This is a genomic window from Cognataquiflexum aquatile (assembly GCF_003316845.1).
In the GTDB taxonomy this organism is placed as follows: Bacteria; Bacteroidota; Bacteroidia; order Cytophagales; family Cyclobacteriaceae; genus Cognataquiflexum; species Cognataquiflexum aquatile.
In genome coordinates this window covers 303656-326603 of the sequence record NZ_QMIK01000003.1, presented here as the reverse complement: position 1 = coordinate 326603, position 22948 = coordinate 303656, and the positions used below count along the sequence as shown (strand labels likewise).

Genomic DNA, 22948 nt, shown 5'->3' with positions numbered 1-22948 from the left:
TGGAGAAGCAGGGTAACTGATATTGTTGCGAAAATCTGAGGCCTAAATCCCATCCGACTTTTTTTTTGCGTCTTAGCGCCTTGGCGAGAGCAAAAAAAATCGAGCTTGCAAATATTCTCTTTGTGTCTTTGTGGGCTTTTTTACCTCAAATTACTTTTCCAGCAAGTACCACCCACGCGGATCAACCTCAATCGGACCTGCACTTTTGACCATCACCGGCTTGGAAGAAAGGACATGTCTTTCCAATCCATTGGAAGTCCGGATCTCGACATGCATGGAAAATGTGATATTCGGAAGACTCACCGCATAGCCTTTCTTTCCTTTTTTGGACACTTTGACCTTTGGGATGCGGATACTTTTCAGGTACATGTCAAAAAATCCTTCCAGATCCTTTCCTGTATAATGCTGCACAAATCCAGTGAAATCCGATGTCTCCACAAGGTTTTCGTAGATGAATCTTTCATCCGAAGCAAAAGCTTTGAGCATCGGGAAAAATGCCTCATCTCCCAGATAATACCGCAATGAATGGATGATAAAAGCTCCTTTGGTATAAATCTCAGGATGGTAAGCATAGTCAGAAGTCGAATTTCTCGGTGAAACTACCGGCCTCGCATTGGCGATTCCTTTGCGGACCGAAGCGACTTTTTCCAGATAGGCATCTTCCCCGCCATGTTCGAGGTAAAACAGCCAATCCCCATAAGCCGTCAGCCCTTCGTGCAACCAAAAATCTGCCCAATCCTTCACAGAAACCTTATTTCCAAACCATTCGTGACCGAGTTCGTGGTGCAGCAACCAATCATATTGAACCTTCCCCATGGGTACAAACTGGAAATTGTTTCCATAAGCATTGATGGTTTGATGCTCCATGCCGAGATACGGCGTTTCAACTACCGCGATTTTGTCATTGGGAAAAGGATAAGGTCCAAAGTATTTCTCCAAAGTCTTTGCAGAGTTGTCCAATACATCCAAAAGTGCTTTGGCTTTATCCCTGTTTTCTTGCAGGACGTAGACAAACATGGGGATTTCAGTACCGTCGGAACTTGTGAATGTCCTCGATTCCTGATGGAATACCCCTAAAGTGAAATTGATATTGTAATTGTTGATGGGATATTCAGTAGTCCAATGATAGGTGATTTTTCCATCGGATTTTTCGGTTTCTACAAGTCGGCCATTAGAGGCTACATAATAAGGTTCAGGCGCTGTATAAATCAGGTCCACGCCATTCAGCGGTTCGCTCGAAGGATGGTCAAGACTGGGCATGAAGATTTTGGCGCCTTCGTTTTGGGAAGACAAGCCCATCCAATGGTTACCCAATTGGTCAATTTCCCAAGTAAAACCACCGGTCCAGGGAGGGCGAACTGCAATCGGCGTCTTCCCGCCATAGTGGATTTCCACATCCTGACATGTGCAATCAATAGGGAAAATATCCAAGGTATCCCCAAAATGACGGAAAGTGATTTCCTTTCCATCCATAATGATTTTGCTGACTGTATATTCCTCGATGAGGTTCAGTCTTAAGGTATCCAACTTCTCTTTTGAAGAAAAAGTAACCCTGTTAAAGCCTCGGATTTCCTGTTTTTCGGGAAAAATCTCCAATTCAAGATGGTAGTGCACCACCTGAAACTTGGCCTGCAAAGGATCAATTGGCCCACCCCAAGCCCAATTCTTTTGGATTTGGGAGAAAGCTAAGTTTGAAGAAAGGAGAATTATAAATAGAAATAAAGTGCGCTTCATGGTTTTGGAATTGGTAGTAGGTAAGGGAATCTCAAGTTTCAATTTGGTGAAAAGACAGGTAAAAAAGAAAGGGAATTATTCATTATGGACCAGACAGGGAATCTCTCAAATTATAATTTTTAAAATTTCGTAAAAAAAGAGCATGAAATAAAGGATAATTTACCCTTTACAATAGAGAAATATTCATTGGAAAAAGAGAGGAAGAAAGACCTAGCCTTACTTTACTTTTCATAAAAAATAAAATCCAGCGGCTCGATATTCTTGAACCCTTTATCTGCTGAAAACAGTGGTATATCAAGATACAATGACGTTCCGGCTATTATGCTATCCGGCAATTTGATAGGATAATTTTGTCGAAGGTCTATGGTGAATTGTTTGATACCTGCTGTGATATCGATGATCGTGCATTGCGACAACAATATATTTATTTTACTTTTTTCCTCTTGGGAAAGAGGCCTGAAACTGTAAAGCTCAAGTTCAGTAACGAAGGAAACATATATATTCTTTCCTTCTAATATGCTTACCAATGTGGAATCTCCCTGCATGAGATAAAGTAAGACATTTGTATCTACCATCAACTTATTTCCATTCATCACGAAGCTTTTTTTGGATTTCCATTGGGCTTTCATCAAGATCAATAATGCCCGAAAAATTAGAAGCCTGAAATCCTTTTTTCTTTTTTGTGAAACCAGCTAAGGTTTTTTGAATTTCTTCTTTTGTAGAGCCTTTTTTGATAACTCTTAACATATTGTATAGATTTTATGTGAATATAATCCAAATTTATAAAAAAGCGGTTTTGGTCGCCCCCTCTTTAATTTATAATTAGAGTTTCTTTGGGACTCGATATAAACCCATTGAATCCGAAACGTAAAAGATCAGTTAATTTAATGTTGTTTTGAAATCCTAAATATTAATGTATCAAAACTATCTTCCTTTACTATTGAAATAAAATTTGAATTTGAACTTTTCAAGATTAGGTCTCCCGGTTCCAAGATATTCCGAATTGAAATTAACCCATTTGATTTGATTTCAGAGGAAGTTGATACACCTCTTTTTGAACCATACCAAAGTTGAAAAAAAACAGTACTACTGCTTTTCCTAAAACTTGATCCAAAAAATGGATCCCTTAAAACAAGAACATTTGAATTTAAACTGTCGCTAAAACTTATAGATAAATACTCTTCATTAATCTTTTGTATTAATTTCCTGTTTTCCTTTAAATCATACCTGTATTTTAAGTAGACCATACCTCCGAAAATCAAAAATACCACTAGATTCGCTATGACTTTTTTCATTACTTCTTGCTTAAAATCCGATTCTAATCCTCATCAAATAGATATTCAATTTATTTTGATAAATGTGAACGACCTATTTATTTAAATTAAAACTAAACTTATAAACAAAACTGATAATTCCAAAAAATCTAAACCAAAAAAGGAGCCTCTCAGCTCCTTTCTTTATAAATAGTATTTTAATCAGATGTTAGGCTTCTGCCTCGACATATTCCTCAACAGGAATACAGCTGCAAACCAAATTTCTGTCACCGTAGGCTGAATCTATTCTTCTGACGGTTGGCCAGAATTTATTCCCTTTCACATATGGTAACGGATACACTGCTTTTTCTCTTGAGTATGGGAAATCCCAATTATCTGCCAAAGCCAGTGCCGCAGTGTGCGGTGCATTCTTCAAGACGTTGTTTTCTTTGTCTGAATTGCCGTCAGCAACTTCCTGGATTTCATGTCTGATGGCGATCATCGCATCACAGAACCTGTCAAGTTCAGCCATGGTCTCAGACTCAGTCGGCTCGATCATCAGCGTGCCAGCAACAGGGAAGGAAACTGTCGGCGCATGGAAACCATAATCCATCAACCTCTTTGCAATGTCTTCTACCTCCACACCAAAATCTTTGAATGCCCTGCAATCCAAAATCATTTCGTGTGCAGCTCTTCCATGGATCCCTGTGTATAGGATAGGATAATGCGCTTCAAGTCTTGCTTTGATATAGTTGGCATTCAGGATAGCGATTTTAGTGGCATTGGTCAGTCCTTCTCCTCCCATCATTGCGATGTAGGCATAGGAAATCGGAAGGATACTTGCGCTGCCAAAAGGGGCTGCAGATATCGCGTGGATCGCTTGTGTTCCGCCTGTCTGCACTACCGGATTTCCGGGAAGGAATGGCACCAATTGCTTTGCAACACTGATAGGGCCCATACCCGGTCCGCCACCACCGTGAGGGATACAGAATGTTTTGTGGAGATTGAGGTGACAGACGTCCGCACCGATTCTGCCCGGGCTGGTCAGACCAACCTGCGCATTCATATTCGCTCCGTCCATATAGACCTGACCGCCGTTGTCATGGATGATCTGGCAGATTTCCTGGATAGCCTCTTCAAATACCCCGTGGGTAGAAGGATAAGTCACCATCAAGGCTGATAAATCTTTGGAATGCTCTTCAGCTTTGGCTTTCAGGTCAGCGACATCGATGTTTCCTCTTTCGTCACATTTCACCAAAACAACCTTCATTCCTGCCATCACTGCAGAAGCAGGATTGGTACCATGGGCAGAAGTCGGGATCAAGGCGATGTTCCTGTGGTGATCGCCACGGCTCATATGATAGGCCCTGATGACCATCAGACCTGCATATTCGCCTTGGGCACCGGAGTTTGGCTGCAAAGAAGTATCTGCAAAACCGGTGATCTCACTCAACCAATTTCTGAGATTTTGGAACATTTCATAATACCCCGCTGCCTGATCTTGTGGGCAGAATGGGTGTAGTTGACCGAATTCCGGCCAAGTCACTGGAATCATTTCGGTAGTGGCGTTGAGTTTCATGGTACATGAACCCAAAGAAATCATCGAATGAACCAAGGAAAGGTCCTTGTTTTCCAGCCTTTTGATATACCTGAGCATCTCATGCTCTGAGTGGTATTGGTTGAAAACCGGGTGCGTCAAATAATCTGACTTCCTATTGATACCCTCAGGAAGGTTGATTTCTAATCCTTCGACCAGCTCCTCCCAAGTTGATTTTATCTTTTGGTTGGTGGATTTTGCAAAAACCTCCACAAGGGTTTTTACATCCTTCACCGTTTTGACCTCATCAAAAGAAAGTAAAATGGCGCCTTCTTCGTATCTGAAATTCAATTCCGAAGAAACAGCAAATGCTTTGATTTTGGACTGCTGCACTGAATCGGTTTTTATTTTGATGGTGTCAAAATAGTTTTTGTTCGTCTGCTCAAAACCAATTTCCGCAAGGGCTTTGGCTGTCAATTGTGCCAAACCATGAGTTCTCAAAGCGATTTCTTTCAAACCCTTTGGACCATGATACACGGAATACATCCCTGCCATCACCGAAAGGAGTACCTGAGCAGTACAAATATTGGAAGTTGCTTTTTCTCTTTTGATATGTTGCTCCCGTGTCTGAAGCGCCATTCTGTAGGCTTTGTTTCCGTCCTTATCTACAGAAACTCCGATGATTCTACCCGGAACCTGTCTTTTATAAGCTTCTTTGGTAGCAAAAAAGGCAGCATGAGGACCGCCATAACCCATTGGGACACCCAATCTTTGACTTGTGCCGACGACTACATCAGCACCCATTTCTCCCGGAGGAGTCAATAAAGTCAAGCTGAGCAAATCAGAGGCAAAAGCCGTCAAGACATTGTTTTCTTTAGCAGCTGCAACCAAATCAGCATGGTTGATTACTTCACCATCCATGTTTGGATATTGGACCATCACCCCAAAAAGATTAGGATCAGTCAAGTCCAAAGTGGATAGCGGTCCAATCACCAATTCGATACCAATCGGCGCCGAGCGGGTGATCAGCAAATCCCTTGTTTGTGGGAATATTTTTTCATCTACAAAGTAGGTGTGTGCGTTTTTCTTTTCCTTCGGCTTGGAAGCATATAACATAGTCATGGCTTCGGCAGCTGCTGTGGCCTCATCAAGAAGGGATGCATTTGCCATCTCCATCCCGGTCAGATCCATAACCATGGTCTGGTAGTTGATCAGCGCTTCCAAACGGCCCTGTGCTATTTCTGCCTGGTAAGGCGTATAGGCGGTATACCATCCCGGATTTTCCATAATATTTCTCAAAATCACTCCTGGCACGATGGTATCATAGTATCCCAACCCGATGTAAGATTTGAAAATCCGGTTTTTGGAAGCCATTTTTTTGAATTCCTTCAAAAATCCAGCTTCAGATTTGGCCTCGGGAAGGTCCAAAGGCTTCTCCAGTTGGATGGATTTAGGTATAGTTTGATCAATAAGTTCGGTCAGGGAAGCTGCTCCGATTTTATTCAACATCAAAGTGATTTCATGAGCTGAAGGACCGTTATGCCTATTTTCAAACTTAGTGGAGGGATTGAGATTAATCTTCATATCGATAAATAAGGGGGGATTTACTTGGGTTATATTCGCCTCAATTTTTGGTTGTGCAAAGGTAAGAATTATTGGATGATTATGGATTTCAAAATCAAAGAAATACACCCTATAAACATCCGAATTGACAAACGGTTTTATTGTAATTCAAATTATTTCTATGTTTAAAGCCTTTATTTGAATTACCTCAAAAATAACTTATGAAAAAAAGAATTTGGATCTCGGGAGCATTTGGATTTTTGCTTTCCCTTCACTTGTCTGCGCAAGACGCAGGTGTTGTAAAATACGCTTCCACCATCACTGCTTCTGATCTCGAAAAACACCTGACTTATTTGGCTTCTGACGAATTGGAAGGAAGAAATACAGGAGATAAAGGCCAAAAAATGGCAGCAGAATACCTTGTTGAATTTTATAAAGGATTGGGTTTAGCAGGTCCTGTTGACGGTTCTTATTTACAGAAATTTAACCTAGTATCTGTTTCCTATCCGGTAGTCAGCTTGACAGTCGGAAAGCAGAAATTGGTCAACAATGAGGATTTCGTGTTTCTCGGTGATGGCGATCTGAAAAAAGCTACCAAAGCAGAATTGGTTTTTCTTGGTCTTGCATCAGAGGAAAACATGAAGAAAGTAGATGTGAAAGGAAAATTGGTTGGACTTTGGGCCATTGGTGCAAGGTCACAGACAGTCATCGAAGACATCATGAAAGCCGGTGCCGCCGGTATTGTCATTGTTACTATGGAAGGTCAGGCAAACTTTGACAGGATTGCAAACAGATATAAGTCCTTGAGCGGTTCAGGCAGGTTGGGTTTTGAAGAACCTACCAAGCAAGAACCGGTATTTTTGGTAAGCAGTGATAAAATGGCAGCATTGTTTGACACACCGGTGGAAACATTGAAAGAAGCTGCTAAAAACAATCCTGAATCCATCAAGGCACAGAAAGCGGGTTACCTTGTCAAAAAACAAAACAAAGTCGTGCCTACAGAAAATGTCATGGCCTACCTGGAAGGAACAGACAAAAAAGAGGAAGTATTGGTGATTTCTTCACACTATGACCACGTCGGCATCAACAGCAAAGGTGAAATCAACAACGGTGCTGACGATGACGGTTCGGGAACTGTATCTGTCATGGAAATTGCGGAAGCATTTGTCGTGGCTGCCAAAGAAGGTAAAAAGCCACGAAGAAGTGTTTTGTTCCTCAATGTAACGGGAGAAGAAAAAGGACTTTTGGGTTCAGAATACTATTCCAACAATCCGGTTTTCCCACTGGCAAATACTGTCAACAACATCAACATTGACATGGTAGGCAGGATTGATTATGAATATCAGAATGCCGAAAATAAGGATTATGTCTATGTCATCGGTTCAGAGATGCTTTCTTCCCACCTGAAAGTAATCAATGAATACAACAACATAACCTACACCAATTTGATCCTGGATTACAGGTACGATGCGGCGGATGATCCAAACAGATTTTATTACAGATCAGATCACTACAATTTTGCAAAACATAATATTCCTGTGATTTTCTTCTTCAATGGCGTTCACGATGACTATCATCAGCCTACAGATACTGTGGAGAAAATCGAATTTCCTTTGATGACCAAAAGGGCCAAGTTGATTTTCCATACCGCTTGGGATCTTGCTAACAGGGCTGAAAGAACACCTGTGAATGGGACTAATGATAGGTAGGGATTTGTAATTGGATATTGATTGGGGTTTGACCGTGATTCATGCTTCAATTTGATGATTGAAGTCATTGCTACAAAAATTCTAAAAGCCATTCGTTTCTTTGACTCAAAAGGGTTAGAGGGGTGAATGGCTTAATTATTAATAAAAACCTTCCTCTTCTTTCCTTGTCTCCATAAATATCATGAAAGGGGGGTATTGGAGAAAGCGAATGGAAACAAAAACCTACCTAGATCACCTCCAAACTGAAATGAATTATTTCTACCCAAAAATATTTTTAAATTGGATCTCTGATAGCCTCCAATTAATTCAAAACTGATTTTGAATATGAAACTCCCCAAAATACCATTATCCCTACTTCTATGTATTTTTCTCTTTTCTTGTTCGGAATCCGATTCTTACAAATACCCCGATTATTCGGGTTGGGAGACTTTTGGGGGAACCAAAGACGCTGCACGTTACTCTTCGCTCGATCAGATCAATAAAGAGAATGTCAAAAATCTGGAAGTTGCATGGACCTATAACACTTCGGATTCTACCGCCCGGTCACAGATCCAATGTCAGCCCATCGTGGTCAACGGCATCCTTTATGCGACTAGTCCGCAAGTGAATGTTTTTGCGCTGGATGCGGCTTCAGGGAAGTTGCTTTGGAGATTCAATCCTTTTCAGATGCTCGGTGGACAAAACTCCTGGGCCGGAACCAACCGCGGCGTAACTTATTGGGAAGAGGGAGAAGACAAGCGGATCCTTTTTGCGGCGGGAAATTGGCTCATGGCATTGAATGCAGTAGATGGAAGGCCAATTATGGATTTTGGAGACGGCGGAAAAGTGGATCTGCAAAAAGACCTTGACACGGATCTGGAAGAATTCTTGATCACCTCCAATACACCTGGAATAGTATATAAAGACAAACTGATCTTGGGCATGCGGCTTTCGGAAGGATTGGATGCCGCACCAGGGCACGTTCGTGCATACAACATCAAAACAGGCAAAAGAGATTGGATTTTCCATACCATTCCCCATCCAGGAGAATTTGGCAATGATACCTGGCAGGAAGAATACCGGGAGTTGATCGGTGGGGCCAATAACTGGGCGGGAATGAGTCTGGATGAAGAAAGAGGAATCGTCTATGTCCCAACAGGTTCAGCAACATATGATTTTTGGGGAGGTTACAGACATGGCCAAAACCTCTTTGCCAATTCTCTAATTGCATTAGATGCCAATACAGGTCAGCGGATATGGCATTTTCAGGCTGTTCACCATGATATCTGGGACAGGGATTTCCCTGCCAATCCAAACTTAATCAGGATCAAAAAAGACGGGAATTGGATAGATGCTGTCGCTCAGGCATCCAAACAGGGTTATATATACGTGTTTGATAGGGTTACCGGCGAACCGGTTTGGCCCATCGAAGAAAGGGAAGTTCCCCAATCCGACATTCCCGGCGACCAAAGTTGGCCTACTCAGCCACATCCGACTTTCCCTGAACCATATATGAGAATGGTATATGAGGATAAAGACATCCTGAACCTTACTCCCGAGTGGGAAAAAGATATCAGAAAGAAATTGGAGAATGTCAAATACGGCCATATGTGGCTACCTCCCAGCGATCAACATGGCATTGTTCTCTTCCCCGGAATGGACGGTGGTGCAGAATGGGGAGGTTCCTCATTTGACCCACATACACAGACCATGTATGTCAATGCCAATCAGATTCCATGGGTGATCCGGATGACAGCCAACCCAAAATTTGAAAATGTAGGTCAGGGCATTTATGTAAATTATTGTGCCAATTGCCACGGCATGTCAAGAAAAGGGAATCCTCCTACCATGCCGGCTATTGAAAACCTGAAGGCAAAATATAACAATGCATCACTTTCGGATCTTTTGAAAAGTGGAAAAGGAGCCATGCCGGCATTTGCGCATATTCCGGAGTCAGACAGAAAGTTGTTGGTAGATTACCTGATGGAGATCGAAGAAAACGCTGATGCAGAAAAGAAAGAACTCGAAGGCGGAAAAGAAAGACTCAATCCCCAATACTATATGAATGGCTATGCAAGGCTATTGACCCAGGATGGCTATCCGGGCATCAATCCACCTTGGGGCACGTTGACCGCCATTGACATGAATACCGGAAGGATCAAATGGCAATCTGTTTTGGGAGAATTTGACGAACTGACTGCAAAAGGAATCCCTCCGACCGGTACAGAAAATTATGGCGGACCAGTCACGTCCGCCGGTGGATTGGTGTTCATCGCTGCGACCAAAGATGAGAAAATCAGGGCATTTGATAAGGATACGGGGAAAGTCCTTTGGGAAGCCAAACTTCCTGCCGCGGGACATGCGACTCCTGCTGTCTATGAGAAAAACGGCAAACAATACCTCGTCATCGCCTGTGGGGGTGGCAAAGGAACAAAGTCAGGCGATGCTTATGTTGCTTTTGCTTTGCCGGATTAAAAGAATATCAAATAAAAAGGTCTGACCGGTTTGAAATTCAAAACCGGTCAGACCTTTATTTTTTAAGATATTAAATTGAATCTTTTGACAAAATGCAATTTTGCTGAAGTCTATTTTTTGCCCAAAAGTGTTTTGACACCTTCCAACAATTGCTTGAAACCTTCCTTGAAATGTTCTTTGGATTCAGCAAGGTTAGGCTCTAGTTCCTCCTTCTTTTCGTGGTAAAGCTGCTCGACTTTTTCTTTCCCTTTTTTGAATTCGGCCTCAAGGGTCGTTCTTTTTTCCTTCAGGTCATCAATCTTTTTTTCGATCTCGACTTTCGCTTCCCCTCCTGCTTGGGTACCTTTTTCAATTAATTCCTCTATTTTAGTACCTATGTCTTGGAGAATAGATTCCACTTCTTCAAATCCTGTTTTTTTGGCTTCCATAATGGTCTTGTTTGATTAAATATAAAAAATACAATGGTCTCGAATATACTAACTAAGCTACAAACTACCAGCAAACTCAAATATAATTTGTTTGAAATGACGGAGACTCTTTTCCTTGATCTGGAAAAAATATGCGGGCAACTGGCAAAGGAAATCTATGAGAGCAACAAAGAGGATACACCCATTCCAATCAAAGTCGAAAGGACCAATGCATTTGAGTTTATCTTCAGAATCGGTGGAGATGCACTGATTTTCATCCTACAGAGCAATATCGTCAGGCTACCTGATGAAAATTACCTCAGTAAATCGAAGTATTTAAAGGACGATGTCACCCTACGGTATTTTGGGCAGATTCTCATCTATAATTTCCTCAGCGATACCATAGAATTTGGCAGATTGGATGATCCGGGATACCTTATAGGAAGGGTACTCATCAACAGAGAAAATAAATTCTTCCTCGAAGGGGATAGAAAAATCGTGTTCAATTTTCCCGAACTCGAAGTAAACCATGTAAATCCTGAAAAAATGAGGGATTTCGTAGAACAGTTGGTCGTTTCTGCTTTGGACAATGACCTGTTGGCGCCTGCCTTCACTGACATCATGGTGATTACCTATCAGCAAAAGATAGAACATATTTCAGGCTTGGGAAATCCACAAAAAATAGGTTTTGATTTTTTTGCCAAAAACAAAGACAAAGGGTGATTACTACTCGACAGTATCTACCGAATGGGTCTGCTTTTCATAAAGATCAGCATATACTCCTTTGAGGTTTAGCAGGTAATCATGAGAGCCCTGCTCGACCATTTTTCCATCATCGAGCACAATGATTTTGTCGGCAAGTTTGGCGGAAGATACCCTATGGGAAATGATGATGGAGGTTCTGTTTTCCATGATCTTCTTGAGGGAATTCAAAATCGCATTTTCTGTTTTGGTATCCACAGCTGACAGGCAGTCGTCGAGCAACAATATGCTCGGTTCCTTGGCTATCGCCCTCGCGATAGATACTCTTTGCTTCTGACCTCCGGAAAGTGTGATGCCTCTTTCTCCAAGTTTGGTTTCGAATCCCTGTGGAAAATCGATGATATTGTCATAGACATCGGCATCTTGGGCAGCTTTTTCTACTTTGCCTTCGGCTATGGTATCCAATCCAAACCCGATATTGTTGGCAATGCTGTCACTGAATAGAAATACATCCTGCGGAACATATCCAATCTGCCTTCTGAGGGAAGCGACGTCATATGCCTTGATGTCTTTTTTGTCGATCAATATTTTGCCATCCGTTGCGTCATACATCCTCATGAGGAGGTTAGCAATCGTGGACTTCCCTGAACCGGTAGTACCGATAATTGCCAAAGACTCCCCTGAGTCAATAGAAAAACTTAATTTGTCAAGCGCTCTGATTCCGGAATCCGGATACACAAAACTTAAATTTTTGACTTCAATATCGCCCCTGATTTCATCGATAAGGTATTCGGTACTGAGGATGTCATTTTTTTCATCCATAAATTCATTGATCCTGGTCTGTGAAGCCGCCGCACGCTGGATGATACTTGTGACCCATCCCAAAGATGTCACAGGCCAAGTGAGGATATTGACATACAGGATAAACTCCGCGATGACACCATAACCGATCGTTCCTTCTATCACCTGCATGCCTCCTACATAGACGGTAATCAGGGTGCTGATTCCGATCAAACCCATGATCAACGGAAAAAACAGGGAATTGACCATGGCCAAATCGATTGACTTTTCTTTATAATCCTCGCTTGCTTTGTTAAATTGGGAAGTACTGTCCTCTTCCCTCACAAAAGCCTTGATGACTCTGATTCCGGAAAAAGCTTCCTGAACAAACGTACTCAGTCCGGAAAGGCTCCTTTGTATTTTTTCGGAGCGTTCGTTGATCAGGTTGTTGACATAATAGATACTAATAGAAAGAATCGGCAACGGCAAAAGGGAATATATTGTCAATTCTACATTGACTGTCAACATGTATCCGATCACCATCGGGAACAAAAACAAAAGTGTCATTCCGTACATGATTGCCGGGCCGAGATACATCCTTACCCTACTGACATCTTCCGTTATCCTTGCCATGAGGTCTCCTGTGCTGTTTTTGCGGTAAAAACTCAAAGGTAGGGTTTGGTAGTGTTCGAATATTTCATTTTTCATGTCGTACTCGACTAGCCTCGACATGATGATGATCGTCTGACGGATCAGAAAAAGAAAAAATCCCCTCAAAAGCGCCATCACCAAAATCAGAACCCCAAAAATAAATACGAATTTCATGAATTGGCTACGGGCCACAGTGGCCAATTCACCATCAGCAAAAACCTGATAAAAGGCAAAACTCTCCACCACATAATCTATGGCAATTCTTACCAACTGGGCAGGAATAATTACAAAAACATTGGAAATGATGGTAAATAAGATACCCATCAGAAGATATCCCTTATATTTTACAAAATATTTATTGAGGCGCCAAAGTGATTTCACGAAATAAAAATTTTTAAAACTCTTGATTTGTTTTATAATACTCTTTTAATTGCGCTATAAAACCTCATTCAAAATATATAATTTTGTCCTGCGGTTTTTAAAAGCCAATCCCAAATATAACACATTAAAAAATTCCAAGTTCAAATGCTAGAGATTAAAACTGAGGAAAAAGTGAGAGAAGGTTCCATCTATGGACAGATTACTTCTCTCGGCCACGAGCAGCTGGTCGTATGCTATGACGAGCCTACAGGCTTAAAAGCAATCATTGCCATCCACAATACAGTATTGGGACCCGCCCTTGGCGGCACGAGGATGTGGAATTATGCTTCCGAAGCAGAAGCCATTACAGATGTGTTGAGACTTTCAAGAGGGATGACCTTCAAAGCTGCCATTTCAGGACTCAATATCGGAGGAGGCAAGGCAGTTTTGATCGGAGATCCAAAATTGAAAAATGAAGCCTATCTCCGAAGATTCGGTAGGTTTATCAATAGTCTGGGAGGAAGATACATCACCGCAGAAGATGTCAATATGAAAACCAGCGATATGGAATATATCGCCATGGAGACGAAATATGTCACCGGTTTGCCTGAGGTCAGAGGCGGAGGAGGCGATCCATCGCCTGTCACGGCATATGGCACTTATTTGGGTATGAAGGCTGCAGCAAAAAAAGCTTATGGTTCGGACAACCTAGAAGGGAAAAAAATCGCTGTCCAAGGAATCGGACAAGTTGGAAAATATCTGGTAGAATATCTTGTGAAGGAAAAGGCACAGGTATTTATCACAGATATTTTCGAAGATAGATTGAAGCAGGTGTCCAAAGAAACAGGAGCTACCGTAGTGGACCCAAGTGTCATCTTTGATATAGACATGGACATCTATGCACCATGTGCATTGGGAGCGACCGTCAATGATCAGACAATTGACAGACTTAAATGCCAAGTGATCGCGGGAGCAGCCAACAACCAACTTCAGGATGAAGAAAAGCACGGCAAAATCCTTTTAGAAAAAGGAATTACCTATGCTCCGGATTTCTTGATCAACGCCGGCGGATTGATCAATGTCTATGCGGAATTTGTGGGTGGGTATAACAGGGACCTCACTTACAAGCATGCAGAAAAAATTTACGATATCTGCACATCCATACTGGATAAATCTGAAAGAGAAAATATTCCTTCCCAGCAAGCCGCAACCGAGATGGCTTGGAACAGGATCGAAGCGATGGGCAAAGTAAAATTGCCATACTGATAAACTTCCAATAAAAAACCACCTGATTTTTCAGAATTTGAACTGAATCAGGTGGTTTTTTGTATTCTGAGAAGGTTAAAACACCATTCACTTCTTAACCTTCCCCAAATTGATTTATATTTACGTTCTTTTATTTCAGGTATGTTAAACAGACGAATACTTAGGGTTAAGGCTTTTCAAAACCTTTATGCCTACGAACAGTGCAGGGCTTCCAACTTCAATCTTGCCAAAGATCAAATAAAAGAGGCTTTCCTGCCTGATCTGAACAGTATGGAGGTGCAAGACAAAAATCTGTTGAGAAAAGAGTCCGGTATCACAACCGAGATTTTTGTCAACAACCTGAATACCGATACCCTGACCTCAAAAAGCGACACCAACGAACGGATCCTCAAAGAGGCGAGACGTGCCATCAATTTTTACCATTCCTCCAACAAAAAGGATTTTGATTTTTTGGCTAAAAACATGGTGGCTTCGGCCGAAAGACTTCCGCAGTTGTATCTCTATTCCATAGAATTACTCCTTGCTTTTGCAGACCATGTTTCCGCAGAGGCTGAAAAGAAAAAGAAATATGCGACTGAAAAAGTCACTTTCAATGAAGGGGAAGTGAATTTTTCCAAAAACAAGATTTTACTTAAAATCAGGAATTCCAACGAATATAAATCTGCCGTAACCAGACAACACGTCCACATCGGGGAACTTGAACTGGAGATCAGGGAATGGTTTAGGGATTATGTAAAACCTTTTGAGGAATATCAAAACTATATCAAAATCGCCGAACCAACCTTGGAGGATGACTTTGAAATCACAGATGAGATTTTGAAGAAAGTAATCTTCAAGACAGAAGCCATCATGAATTTCTTTTCAGAAAAAGATTTTAACTGGACTGAAAACAAGGCGATAGTACGCAGCTTGGCATCAAAAGTGCTTAAAAATGTAAAGGATCACTACGATTCCTCGGAAGAAGTCCTTCCCGAAATCGCCATCAACTGGGAGGACGATAAGGAATTTTTCCAAAATATCTTTAACTTGACCGTCGCAAATGACGAGATCAATAAGGAATTAATATCCAAAAAAACACAAAACTGGGACATCGAAAGGGTAGCCCAAACAGATAAAATCATTATCTCAATGGCCCTGACGGAAATGAAGAATTTCCCAAGTATCCCCATCAAAGTAAGTATCAACGAATATATTGACATTTCAAAAACCTACAGCACCCCCAAAAGCAAGCAATTTGTAAACGGACTTTTGGATGTTTTGTCAAAGGAATTAACAGAAAACGGAGATATCCGTAAAAGTGGAAGAGGACTATTGGACAATAAATAAAAATATCAAAACAATGAGCAAAAATTCAAATGCATGGATAGCACTACTTGTCGGGACAGGCATTGGTGCAGCTTTAGGGATTTTGTTTGCTCCCGATACAGGTAAAAACACAAGGGACAAACTTTCCTATCAGCTTTTTAAATACAAAACAGAACTTGAAAAACTTATCAATGATCTGATAGAAGGAAAAAATCTTCCCCTCAATGAAGCGAAATCAGAGGGAAACAAAGTAATTTCGGACGCAAAAAACAAAGCAGAGAATTTGCTCAGCGACGTCAATAAACTTATCGAACAAATCAACAGAGAAGCTAATTAACCCCTATTTATTATGAAATATTTCAGATTATCAGCCCTGACTCTTGCAGTAGCTTTAATGGCTGCAAGTTGCGAAACAAAAAAAGATGACCAATCAGACAAAATCGCTGCATTGGAAGAGAAACTGGCAAAACTTGAAGCAGCACAGCCTGCAGCTGTTCCTGCCAATGTCACCAATGTTGTCGATGCCGACCCTAGTTCTTTGGGACAGTTTGGTTTTTCTGAAATGGAATTTGATTTTGGTACCATCAGTGAAGGAAAAGTTGTGGAACATATTTTCAAATTCACAAATGAAGGCCAAGCACCTTTGGTGATATCCAATATCACTGCTTCATGTGGCTGTACGAGCCCTGACTGGACCAAAACTCCTGTAAAACCGGGTGAAGAAGGTTTTGTCAAAGTGGTATTTAACTCCACTGCTAAGACCGGTACTCAGGCCCCTACTGTTACCATTCAGGCCAATACCAACCCTAATGTGACAAGATTGAGATTAAAAGGAAATGTAACACCAAAACTGGCTAGTGCCGGTCCTGCCCAATTGGGTCCCGTAAAAAAATAATTTATGAACAATCAGATTTTATTGCAGTCGTTTTTGAGTTCTGAAATAATGGGTCAGGTATTTCTATTCGGATCCATCATCCTTATCATGTATTTCTTCATGATCAGACCTCAGCAGAAAAAACAAAAAGAAACCAAAAACTTTCTTGAATCCATCAAGAAGGGAGATACCGCAGTCACAATCGGAGGAATCCATGGAAAAATATATTCCATTGAAGGTGATACGGTTACATTGGAATTGGATAAAGGATTGAAATTGAAGGTTGAAAAATCTGCGATCTCAGCTGATTTCACCAAAAAAGCAACCGGAACCAAATAAAATTATCTTGGCCAAGCTTAAGAAACTCCTTACCAACCTTAATCCGCAAAAGATTGCAAACATGAAAGTGGCGGCCCTGTGTTTTCTCGCAGCCGCCACTTTTTGGGTTTTAAATGCACTCAACAAAGACAATTACAATACTGTCGTGGATTATCCCATCGAAATTGTTTTCGATGATACGGAGTTTATGCCTGTCGAAGAATTGCCAAGTCGAATCAAAATCGAGATCAATGGAAATGGTTGGGATTTATTGAGAAAGTACTTCAAAATCAATGAAAGTCCGTTTTTGATCGAAATCAACAACCCCTCCACAAAGAATTATATCCTGACATCCGAACTGAGGAGAACACTTGCCGAAAACCTTACTCCTTCGGTTTTGGTTTCGATGGTTACTGACACCATCAAATTCAATATTGATAAAATCGTCACAAGGAAAGTCAAAATTGAAATTGACACCACTTCGACTACCCTTGCGCAAAATTTCAGACTCGGAAGCTCCATTAATATAGATCCGCCTTTTGTAGATATCAAAGGCCCTACTTCTGTCCTTCAGGAATTGGAAGGGGTCTTGAAAGTGAATTTAGGTGAAGATAAAATCAATAAGGAATTCAACAAACTCATCCCCCTGACTTTGCCTTCGGCGTATACTGATTTTTTAACTTTAGAGGATGAAAGTGTCCAGGTAAAATTTGAGGTTTTCCAAATGTTGGAAGGTAATAAGAGATTGAAAATCAAAATGCTCAATTTCCCAAAAAATGTCAGCCTTGCCCAAGAGCCTGCCAATATCATCATGTCATATTTCATTGATGAAAGAAAAGTGGCAGAGCTCAGTGAGTATGAATTTGAAGCAATTCTAAATTACAATAACCGCGACAGGGAAGACAGTACCATTTTTGTGGAAGTTAAGCCGAAACCGGTATTTTTAGAAAAAATCAAGTTTGAACCTGAGGTTTTGAAACTGAAGTATGACAAACCATAAACCTTTGTTGGTAGGGATCACAGGAGGAATCGGCTCAGGAAAATCCACAGTTGCCAGGATTTTTTCAATTTTGGGAATCCCCGTTTATTATGCAGATGACAGGGCAAAGTGGCTCATGGCCAATGATGAGGCTTTGAAAGAACAGATAAAAGCTAACTTTGGACAAGAAAGTTATTCAGAAACAGGAGTGCTCAACAGGGTATTTTTGGCATCACAGGTTTTTTCGGATGAAGAAAAAGTAAAAACCATCAATGGGCTCGTCCATCCTGCCGTCAAAGCTGACTTTGAAAATTGGGCAAATGCCCAAACTGCTCCCTATGTACTCAAGGAGGCAGCTTTGCTTTTTGAAACCGGGTCATACAAAGACCTTGACAAGGTCATCAATGTATCCTCTCCGATCCGGATCCGCATTTCCAGAGTATTGATGCGGGACCCGCAGAGGAACGAAAAACAGGTAAACGATATCATAGACAAGCAGCTTCCTGATGAAGAAAAAAACAAATTGGCAGATTTCGTCATCAAAAATACTGACAACAGGCTGCTGATTCCCCAAGTTTTGGAAATCCACCGTCAACTTTTGAATCTTTGATTTTTTTACAGATTCAGACAGATAACTGAATCTGATCGAGATAGAATTTCATGCGGGTATGCTGGTGATCCAAAAAATCTATTTTGTCAATCTTATCTAATTTATGATTATAAAAAACCTCTATGTATTCATCTTCAAGTAGATAGAGATTCACTTTGTGCGTATAATACCGAATCCCCACTACAAAAGTCCCTTCTGTATAAAGCATGTGTATCTTTTTGTGAAGCGGCAATATTTTGAAATCCTCTTTACTCATTTTTTAATCCAGCCAATTCCATTTCTGAAGCAATATAGCCAAAAGCCGACCAATATCCAGTTGCAAGGACATTTTCAAAAATGGATTTTGCTTTGGCGGTATCCCCTTTGGACAAGTAATAATTGCCCAATCCATATCCTTGGGTCACATATTGAAGCTTTTGATCTTCCGATTTTGAATCCTCCGTATCCATCAGCGCTTCCGGTTTCAGTTCTCCTTTATACATCAATATTCTTTTGAAATACGCATCATTTTCAATGATAGTCATCTTGGTGTTTACAGCCCTGATTAGGCTTTGGGCCTCTTTGGTTTTTCCCATTTTGACCAGAGTCATATAGTACCAATCCAATGTCGCCACTATCAGGTCATCGTTGTCCGATACTTCAAGGCACTTTTGGTAAGCCTCCAAAGCTTTCTCCCAATCATTTTTCAGATAGTACGCCAACCCCAAATGGTACCAAACATTAAATTGTCCATTGGAAAGCGGGATGTTCTGCTTATTGGGCATCCCATCAGGTTCGATCTGTAGGGGAAGGTTTTCCATCAGTTCCGCTGCTTTCAAAAAATCAAGAATCGCTCGGTCAAATTCCCGGATTGAAATAAATCTGTGTCCCCGGTGCCGCAGTGCCTCGAAGGAATCGGGATATTGTTTGGCTGCCTTGCTGAAAGTCCGGATGGCTAAGTCATACCTTCCGAGGTACGCTTCTCGCCTACCGATCCAAATCAGATTTTCAAGACTTGGATCTTCGCCATACAGGTTTTCCGCTTCTTCAAGTTTATCGATTTGGGTTTGCTGCAAAGAGGAATCGATGTCTGTGAAAAGCGAGTCCCCCAGCAGGCCAATAGCCTGAAACACTTTTGTTTCTGGTGAAATTTCTTCTAAGTAAATGACTTTATTCTCCTTTTCCTTTTGGCTACAGGAAATGAAAAAAAGTGGCAATATTCCGTAAAAAACGATTTTTTTTAACATATGAATCAAAATTTTAAGCTTGAAAAACCTTTGAAAGCAGGAAATAGGAATGTATTATTGAATTTAAAATATTTCGATTACAAATGAGTACAAATCCAAGAGAAAAATTAAGGTTCTTTTCACACCAAATATTGCCGTTACTTTTTTGTCTGTTACTTCTTGGAGCTTGCTCATCCAGTAAAAATCTCAGGAAACAGAATGTGAACAAGGTCGTCGAAACGGCAAGAAGCTACCGTGGTACTCCTTACCGCTATGGCGGCACTACCAGATCGGGGATGGATTGCTCGGCTTTGGTTTATCATGCATTTTACAGTGTCGGGATCACCATGCCGCGAAATTCGGCAGCTCAAAGCAAGGAGGGGAAAAAAGTTTCAGGGAAAAATTTCGAAAAAGGCGATGTCCTCTTTTTTGCCACAGGCAAGAAAAAAAACCAGGTGACCCATGCAGGTATAGTCACGGACACGTCAAAGGGAAACATCATTTTTATCCATTCCTCCACTTCCTTGGGTGTCACGGAGGACAATCTCAGCCAAACTTATTGGACCAAAGCGTTTTTGTTTGGGCGGAGGATTTTCTAGTTGGTTAACGGTTATTTGGTTAATGGTTATTAGGTTAATGGTTGTTGAGTTGTAATTGTTGTAGTGGTTGTATTTGTTATCGTGGTTGTCTGCTTCGCGTTAACATTTCATAACCAGACAGTGACCAAGTCTCCCTTTTTATTTCAATTTATTTCAACCGTATTTCCACTTTATTTCAATCTTTTGTCTTGATTCTCGTTTCTCGACTCTCAGCTCTATTTTCTTGCATTTTGGCTGCATAAAATAAAAAATACCGGGAGTTAAAATTGATTTCATAGCTCAATAGTCCAAAAACTATGTGGATTATATTTCCAAACATCCTTTGGTATTAAGCTTTTATAATTAATTTTGCATTCGAATTTTAAAGCATCAATCCTTTTTACATCAAAATAAAAAATGGCAAATATTGGTAAGATAACTCAGGTAATCGGTCCGGTGGTGGACGTCTCCTTCGCAGGAGGAAAATTACCAAAGATTCTGAATGCCTTGACAGTTACCAAAGAAGACGGTTTGGTAGTGGTTTTGGAAGTTCAACAGCACTTAGGTGAGGACAGAGTCAGGACCATTGCGATGGACGCAACTGAGGGAATGGTTAGGGGTCAGGATGTTACAGATTTGGAAAGTCAGATTTCAGTTCCTACCGGTGAGGAAATCAAAGGACGACTATTCAATGTGATCGGACAGGCGATCGACGGTCTTCCTGAAGTGAAGTCAACCAAAAGAATGTCAATCCACAGATCAGCGCCAAGGTTTGAAGACCTTTCCACAGCTACTGAAATCCTTTATACAGGCATTAAAGTCTTGGATTTGGTTTGCCCTTATGCAAAAGGTGGTAAAATCGGTCTCTTTGGTGGTGCCGGTGTAGGCAAAACCGTATTGATCCAAGAATTGATCAACAACATTGCAAAAGCATATTCAGGTCTTTCAGTATTTGCGGGTGTCGGTGAAAGAACCCGTGAAGGAAATGACCTTTTGAGAGAAATGATCGAATCAGGTATCGTGACTTACGGTGATGATTTCCTTCATTCGTTAGAGACAGAAGGAGGATGGGATCTTTCCAAAGTGGACATGAAAAAATTGGAAGAATCCAAAGCTACTTTCGTGTTTGGTCAGATGAACGAGCCTCCCGGAGCCCGTGCAAGGGTTGCCTTGACAGGTTTGACATTGGCAGAATATTATAGAGATGGTGATGGTGAAGGAACGGGAAGAGATATCCTATTCTTCATTGACAACATTTTCAGATTTACACAAGCAGGTTCTGAAGTATCCGCCCTATTGGGAAGGATGCCATCCGCGGTAGGTTACCAACCTACCTTGGCCACAGAAATGGGTCAGATGCAGGAAAGAATCACCTCTACCAAAAACGGTTCCATCACTTCAGTACAGGCCGTTTACGTACCTGCCGATGACTTGACTGACCCGGCACCGGCGACTACTTTCGCCCACTTGGATGCTACTACAGTACTTTCCCGTAAAATCGCCGAATTGGGTATCTACCCTGCGGTAGACCCTTTGGATTCGACTTCAAGGATTTTGAATCCTTTGGTATTGGGAGATGAGCATTATGGTTGTGCCCAAAGAGTAAAAGAGATCCTTCAGAGATACAAAGAACTTCAGGATATCATTGCCATCTTGGGTATGGAAGAACTTTCTGACGAAGACAAATTGGTCGTTCACAGAGCGAGAAGGGTTCAACGTTTCCTTTCCCAGCCATTCTTTGTTGCAGAAGCATTCACCGGTTTGAAAGGTGTGCTTGTTGACATCAAAGACACCATCAGAGGCTTCAATATGATCATCGATGGAGAATTGGATCATTTGCCGGAAGCTTCCTTCAACTTGGTAGGATCTATTGAAGATGCGATTGCCAAAGGGGAGAAAATGCTGGCTGAAGTAATGTAATTTTCATTCCGATCCATCGGACAAATAAGGTTTTAAACGCATCATGATACAATTGACAATCATCACACCGGACCTAAAAGTATTTGAAGGTGAAGTTTCGGAGGCTACTTTTCCGGGAGCTAACGGTTCTTTTCAGGTATTGAACAACCACGCGGCGATTGTTTCCGCCTTGGGAAAAGGAACGGTATCCTATACCACCAAAGCAGGGAAAAAAAGCCATATCATCGACGGTGGTGTGGTGGAAGTAAAAGACAACAAAATTGTCCTTCTTGCTGAGAAAGTAATTGATTGATAATTCATAATCATTCAAATCCAAAACCCGACTGAAAAGCCGGGTTTTGTTTTTTTAGCCATCTTGAAAATCATTTGAGAATAGAAGTCAGAAGATGAACGGAAATATTTTGGTATTGGTAAATTATTATCCTACTTTTGCAACCCTGAAAGGAGGTGTATACATATGATCATTGTCAACGTAAAAGAGAACGAATCAATCGAGAAGGCGCTAAAGCGTTTCAAAAAGAAATTTGATAAAACAGGTGCCGTAAGAGAGCTCAGAGCGAGACAGCACTTTGTAAAGCCATCTGTAAGGAACAGAGAACAAGTTATCAAAGCAGCATACAAGCAAAAAATGCAAGAGGCAGAAATGAAGTAATTCATTTTGACTTTTGAAATAAAATCAAAAAGCGCATCTACGAAAGTGGATGCGCTTTTTTATTACCAAGCTTCGGATATATTTTTAAGCT

23 protein-coding genes are annotated in these 22948 nt (G+C 41.1%); 14 read left to right on the top strand and 9 right to left on the bottom strand.

The genetic code is table 11. The annotated features are described in order from the left end of the window. Positions 1–150 precede the first annotated feature (150 nt). From DQW11_RS10240 to gcvP, 5 genes are all read right to left on the bottom strand, one after another. The gene (locus DQW11_RS10240) at positions 151–1734 is read right to left on the bottom strand and encodes a M1 family metallopeptidase (RefSeq protein ID WP_113924216.1); all 1584 of its coding nucleotides are present in this window, start codon (positions 1732–1734) and stop codon (positions 151–153) included. Positions 1735–1955: 221 nt separating this feature from the next. Then, positions 1956–2327 carry a type II toxin-antitoxin system VapC family toxin gene (locus DQW11_RS10235; protein ID WP_113923978.1) on the bottom strand — a complete coding sequence of 124 codons (372 nt, stop codon included), beginning with the start codon at positions 2325–2327 and terminating at the stop codon, positions 1956–1958. Continuing rightward, positions 2314–2481 (bottom strand): hypothetical protein, encoded by a 168-nt coding sequence (locus tag DQW11_RS22245; protein WP_157966089.1) that lies wholly within the window; start codon positions 2479–2481, stop codon positions 2314–2316. Before DQW11_RS22245 ends, DQW11_RS10235 begins: the two co-directional genes overlap by 14 nt. A 137-nt stretch (positions 2482–2618) precedes the next feature. Continuing rightward, a complete protein-coding gene (locus DQW11_RS10230; RefSeq protein WP_113923977.1) occupies positions 2619–3029 on the bottom strand; it encodes a hypothetical protein in 411 nt (136 codons plus the stop codon). 187 nt (positions 3030–3216) lie between these two features. Beyond that, positions 3217–6108, bottom strand: a complete 2892-nt coding sequence (gene gcvP, locus DQW11_RS10225; RefSeq protein WP_113923976.1) for an aminomethyl-transferring glycine dehydrogenase — start codon at positions 6106–6108, stop codon at positions 3217–3219. Positions 6109–6308: 200 nt separating this feature from the next. Here gcvP and DQW11_RS10220 point away from each other — a divergent pair, with 200 nt between their 5' ends. Together DQW11_RS10220 and DQW11_RS10215 are read left to right on the top strand one after the other, a co-directional pair. Then, on the top strand, positions 6309–7796 hold the full coding sequence (locus DQW11_RS10220) for a M28 family peptidase (protein ID WP_113923975.1): 1488 nt from the start codon (positions 6309–6311) through the stop codon (positions 7794–7796). A gap of 324 nt (positions 7797–8120) precedes the next feature. Then, positions 8121–10250, top strand: coding sequence for an outer membrane protein assembly factor BamB family protein (locus tag DQW11_RS10215; protein WP_113923974.1), 2130 nt, complete (start codon positions 8121–8123; stop codon positions 10248–10250). A gap of 110 nt (positions 10251–10360) precedes the next feature. On the opposite strand, the gene DQW11_RS10210 is transcribed toward DQW11_RS10215, so the two are convergent. Beyond that, positions 10361–10678 carry a hypothetical protein gene (locus tag DQW11_RS10210; RefSeq protein WP_113923973.1) on the bottom strand — a complete coding sequence of 106 codons (318 nt, stop codon included), beginning with the start codon at positions 10676–10678 and terminating at the stop codon, positions 10361–10363. Positions 10679–10774: 96 nt separating this feature from the next. Here DQW11_RS10210 and DQW11_RS10205 point away from each other — a divergent pair, with 96 nt between their 5' ends. Continuing rightward, the gene (locus DQW11_RS10205; protein WP_232826718.1) at positions 10775–11380 is read left to right on the top strand and encodes a hypothetical protein; all 606 of its coding nucleotides are present in this window, start codon (positions 10775–10777) and stop codon (positions 11378–11380) included. Between the two features lie 3 nt (positions 11381–11383). Here DQW11_RS10205 and DQW11_RS10200 read toward each other — a convergent pair whose 3' ends face one another. Continuing rightward, on the bottom strand, positions 11384–13171 hold the full coding sequence (locus DQW11_RS10200) for an ABC transporter ATP-binding protein (protein WP_113923971.1): 1788 nt from the start codon (positions 13169–13171) through the stop codon (positions 11384–11386). A gap of 144 nt (positions 13172–13315) precedes the next feature. On the opposite strand from DQW11_RS10200, the gene DQW11_RS10195 reads away from it, so the two are divergent. The 7 genes from DQW11_RS10195 to coaE all read left to right on the top strand — a co-directional run bounded on the left by DQW11_RS10195 (position 13316) and on the right by coaE (position 18502). Further along, positions 13316–14416, top strand: coding sequence for a Glu/Leu/Phe/Val family dehydrogenase (locus tag DQW11_RS10195; RefSeq protein WP_113923970.1), 1101 nt, complete (start codon positions 13316–13318; stop codon positions 14414–14416). Positions 14417–14557: 141 nt separating this feature from the next. Continuing rightward, the gene (nusB, locus tag DQW11_RS10190; RefSeq protein WP_113923969.1) at positions 14558–15742 is read left to right on the top strand and encodes a transcription antitermination factor NusB; all 1185 of its coding nucleotides are present in this window, start codon (positions 14558–14560) and stop codon (positions 15740–15742) included. Between the two features lie 13 nt (positions 15743–15755). Beyond that, the gene (locus DQW11_RS10185) at positions 15756–16058 is read left to right on the top strand and encodes a YtxH domain-containing protein (RefSeq protein WP_113923968.1); all 303 of its coding nucleotides are present in this window, start codon (positions 15756–15758) and stop codon (positions 16056–16058) included. Positions 16059–16070: 12 nt separating this feature from the next. Beyond that, positions 16071–16616, top strand: a complete 546-nt coding sequence (locus DQW11_RS10180) for a DUF1573 domain-containing protein (protein WP_113923967.1) — start codon at positions 16071–16073, stop codon at positions 16614–16616. A gap of 3 nt (positions 16617–16619) precedes the next feature. After that, entirely contained in the window at positions 16620–16934 is a 315-nt protein-coding gene (gene yajC / locus DQW11_RS10175; RefSeq protein WP_113923966.1) for a preprotein translocase subunit YajC, read from the top strand. A gap of 7 nt (positions 16935–16941) precedes the next feature. Continuing rightward, positions 16942–17913: a YbbR-like domain-containing protein gene (locus DQW11_RS10170; RefSeq protein ID WP_113923965.1), complete on the top strand. Its 972-nt coding sequence runs from the start codon at positions 16942–16944 to the stop codon at positions 17911–17913. Continuing rightward, a complete protein-coding gene (gene coaE, locus DQW11_RS10165) occupies positions 17900–18502 on the top strand; it encodes a dephospho-CoA kinase (RefSeq protein ID WP_113923964.1) in 603 nt (200 codons plus the stop codon). The genes DQW11_RS10170 and coaE overlap by 14 nt, the downstream gene beginning before the upstream one ends. 13 nt (positions 18503–18515) lie before the next feature. Here the strand turns inward: coaE and DQW11_RS10160 are convergent, their stop codons facing one another. Further along, on the bottom strand, positions 18516–18758 hold the full coding sequence (locus DQW11_RS10160) for a hypothetical protein (RefSeq protein ID WP_113923963.1): 243 nt from the start codon (positions 18756–18758) through the stop codon (positions 18516–18518). Continuing rightward, the gene (locus DQW11_RS10155; protein WP_113923962.1) at positions 18751–19728 is read right to left on the bottom strand and encodes a tetratricopeptide repeat protein; all 978 of its coding nucleotides are present in this window, start codon (positions 19726–19728) and stop codon (positions 18751–18753) included. Before DQW11_RS10155 ends, DQW11_RS10160 begins: the two co-directional genes overlap by 8 nt. An 83-nt stretch (positions 19729–19811) precedes the next feature. On the opposite strand from DQW11_RS10155, the gene DQW11_RS10150 reads away from it, so the two are divergent. From DQW11_RS10150 to rpsU, 4 genes are all read left to right on the top strand, one after another. Next, positions 19812–20306 (top strand): C40 family peptidase, encoded by a 495-nt coding sequence (locus tag DQW11_RS10150; RefSeq protein WP_113923961.1) that lies wholly within the window; start codon positions 19812–19814, stop codon positions 20304–20306. 396 nt (positions 20307–20702) lie between these two features. Beyond that, entirely contained in the window at positions 20703–22205 is a 1503-nt protein-coding gene (gene atpD / locus DQW11_RS10145) for a F0F1 ATP synthase subunit beta (protein ID WP_113923960.1), read from the top strand. A gap of 43 nt (positions 22206–22248) precedes the next feature. Further along, a complete protein-coding gene (locus DQW11_RS10140; protein ID WP_113923959.1) occupies positions 22249–22497 on the top strand; it encodes a FoF1 ATP synthase subunit delta/epsilon in 249 nt (82 codons plus the stop codon). A 165-nt stretch (positions 22498–22662) separates the two neighbouring features. Further along, positions 22663–22857, top strand: a complete 195-nt coding sequence (gene rpsU, locus DQW11_RS10135; RefSeq protein ID WP_113923958.1) for a 30S ribosomal protein S21 — start codon at positions 22663–22665, stop codon at positions 22855–22857. Positions 22858–22948: the final 91 nt, after the last annotated feature.

Bases quoted from the DNA above. Each gene is read 5' to 3' on its own strand.
- DQW11_RS10240 (WP_113924216.1), bottom strand. From the start codon at position 1,734: ATGAAGCGCACTTTATTTCTATTTATAATTCTCCTTTCTTCAAACTTA.
- DQW11_RS10235 (WP_113923978.1), bottom strand. From the start codon at position 2,327: ATGAATGGAAATAAGTTGATGGTAGATACAAATGTCTTACTTTATCTC.
- DQW11_RS22245 (WP_157966089.1), bottom strand. From the start codon at position 2,481: ATGTTAAGAGTTATCAAAAAAGGCTCTACAAAAGAAGAAATTCAAAAA.
- DQW11_RS10230 (WP_113923977.1), bottom strand. From the start codon at position 3,029: ATGAAAAAAGTCATAGCGAATCTAGTGGTATTTTTGATTTTCGGAGGT.
- gcvP (WP_113923976.1), bottom strand. From the start codon at position 6,108: ATGAAGATTAATCTCAATCCCTCCACTAAGTTTGAAAATAGGCATAAC.
- DQW11_RS10220 (WP_113923975.1), top strand. From the start codon at position 6,309: ATGAAAAAAAGAATTTGGATCTCGGGAGCATTTGGATTTTTGCTTTCC.
- DQW11_RS10215 (WP_113923974.1), top strand. From the start codon at position 8,121: ATGAAACTCCCCAAAATACCATTATCCCTACTTCTATGTATTTTTCTC.
- DQW11_RS10210 (WP_113923973.1), bottom strand. From the start codon at position 10,678: ATGGAAGCCAAAAAAACAGGATTTGAAGAAGTGGAATCTATTCTCCAA.
- DQW11_RS10205 (WP_232826718.1), top strand. From the start codon at position 10,775: ATGACGGAGACTCTTTTCCTTGATCTGGAAAAAATATGCGGGCAACTG.
- DQW11_RS10195 (WP_113923970.1), top strand. From the start codon at position 13,316: ATGCTAGAGATTAAAACTGAGGAAAAAGTGAGAGAAGGTTCCATCTAT.
- nusB (WP_113923969.1), top strand. From the start codon at position 14,558: ATGTTAAACAGACGAATACTTAGGGTTAAGGCTTTTCAAAACCTTTAT.
- DQW11_RS10185 (WP_113923968.1), top strand. From the start codon at position 15,756: ATGAGCAAAAATTCAAATGCATGGATAGCACTACTTGTCGGGACAGGC.
- DQW11_RS10180 (WP_113923967.1), top strand. From the start codon at position 16,071: ATGAAATATTTCAGATTATCAGCCCTGACTCTTGCAGTAGCTTTAATG.
- yajC (WP_113923966.1), top strand. From the start codon at position 16,620: ATGAACAATCAGATTTTATTGCAGTCGTTTTTGAGTTCTGAAATAATG.
- coaE (WP_113923964.1), top strand. From the start codon at position 17,900: ATGACAAACCATAAACCTTTGTTGGTAGGGATCACAGGAGGAATCGGC.
- DQW11_RS10160 (WP_113923963.1), bottom strand. From the start codon at position 18,758: ATGAGTAAAGAGGATTTCAAAATATTGCCGCTTCACAAAAAGATACAC.
- DQW11_RS10155 (WP_113923962.1), bottom strand. From the start codon at position 19,728: ATGTTAAAAAAAATCGTTTTTTACGGAATATTGCCACTTTTTTTCATT.
- DQW11_RS10150 (WP_113923961.1), top strand. From the start codon at position 19,812: ATGAGTACAAATCCAAGAGAAAAATTAAGGTTCTTTTCACACCAAATA.
- atpD (WP_113923960.1), top strand. From the start codon at position 20,703: ATGGCAAATATTGGTAAGATAACTCAGGTAATCGGTCCGGTGGTGGAC.
- DQW11_RS10140 (WP_113923959.1), top strand. From the start codon at position 22,249: ATGATACAATTGACAATCATCACACCGGACCTAAAAGTATTTGAAGGT.
- rpsU (WP_113923958.1), top strand. From the start codon at position 22,663: ATGATCATTGTCAACGTAAAAGAGAACGAATCAATCGAGAAGGCGCTA.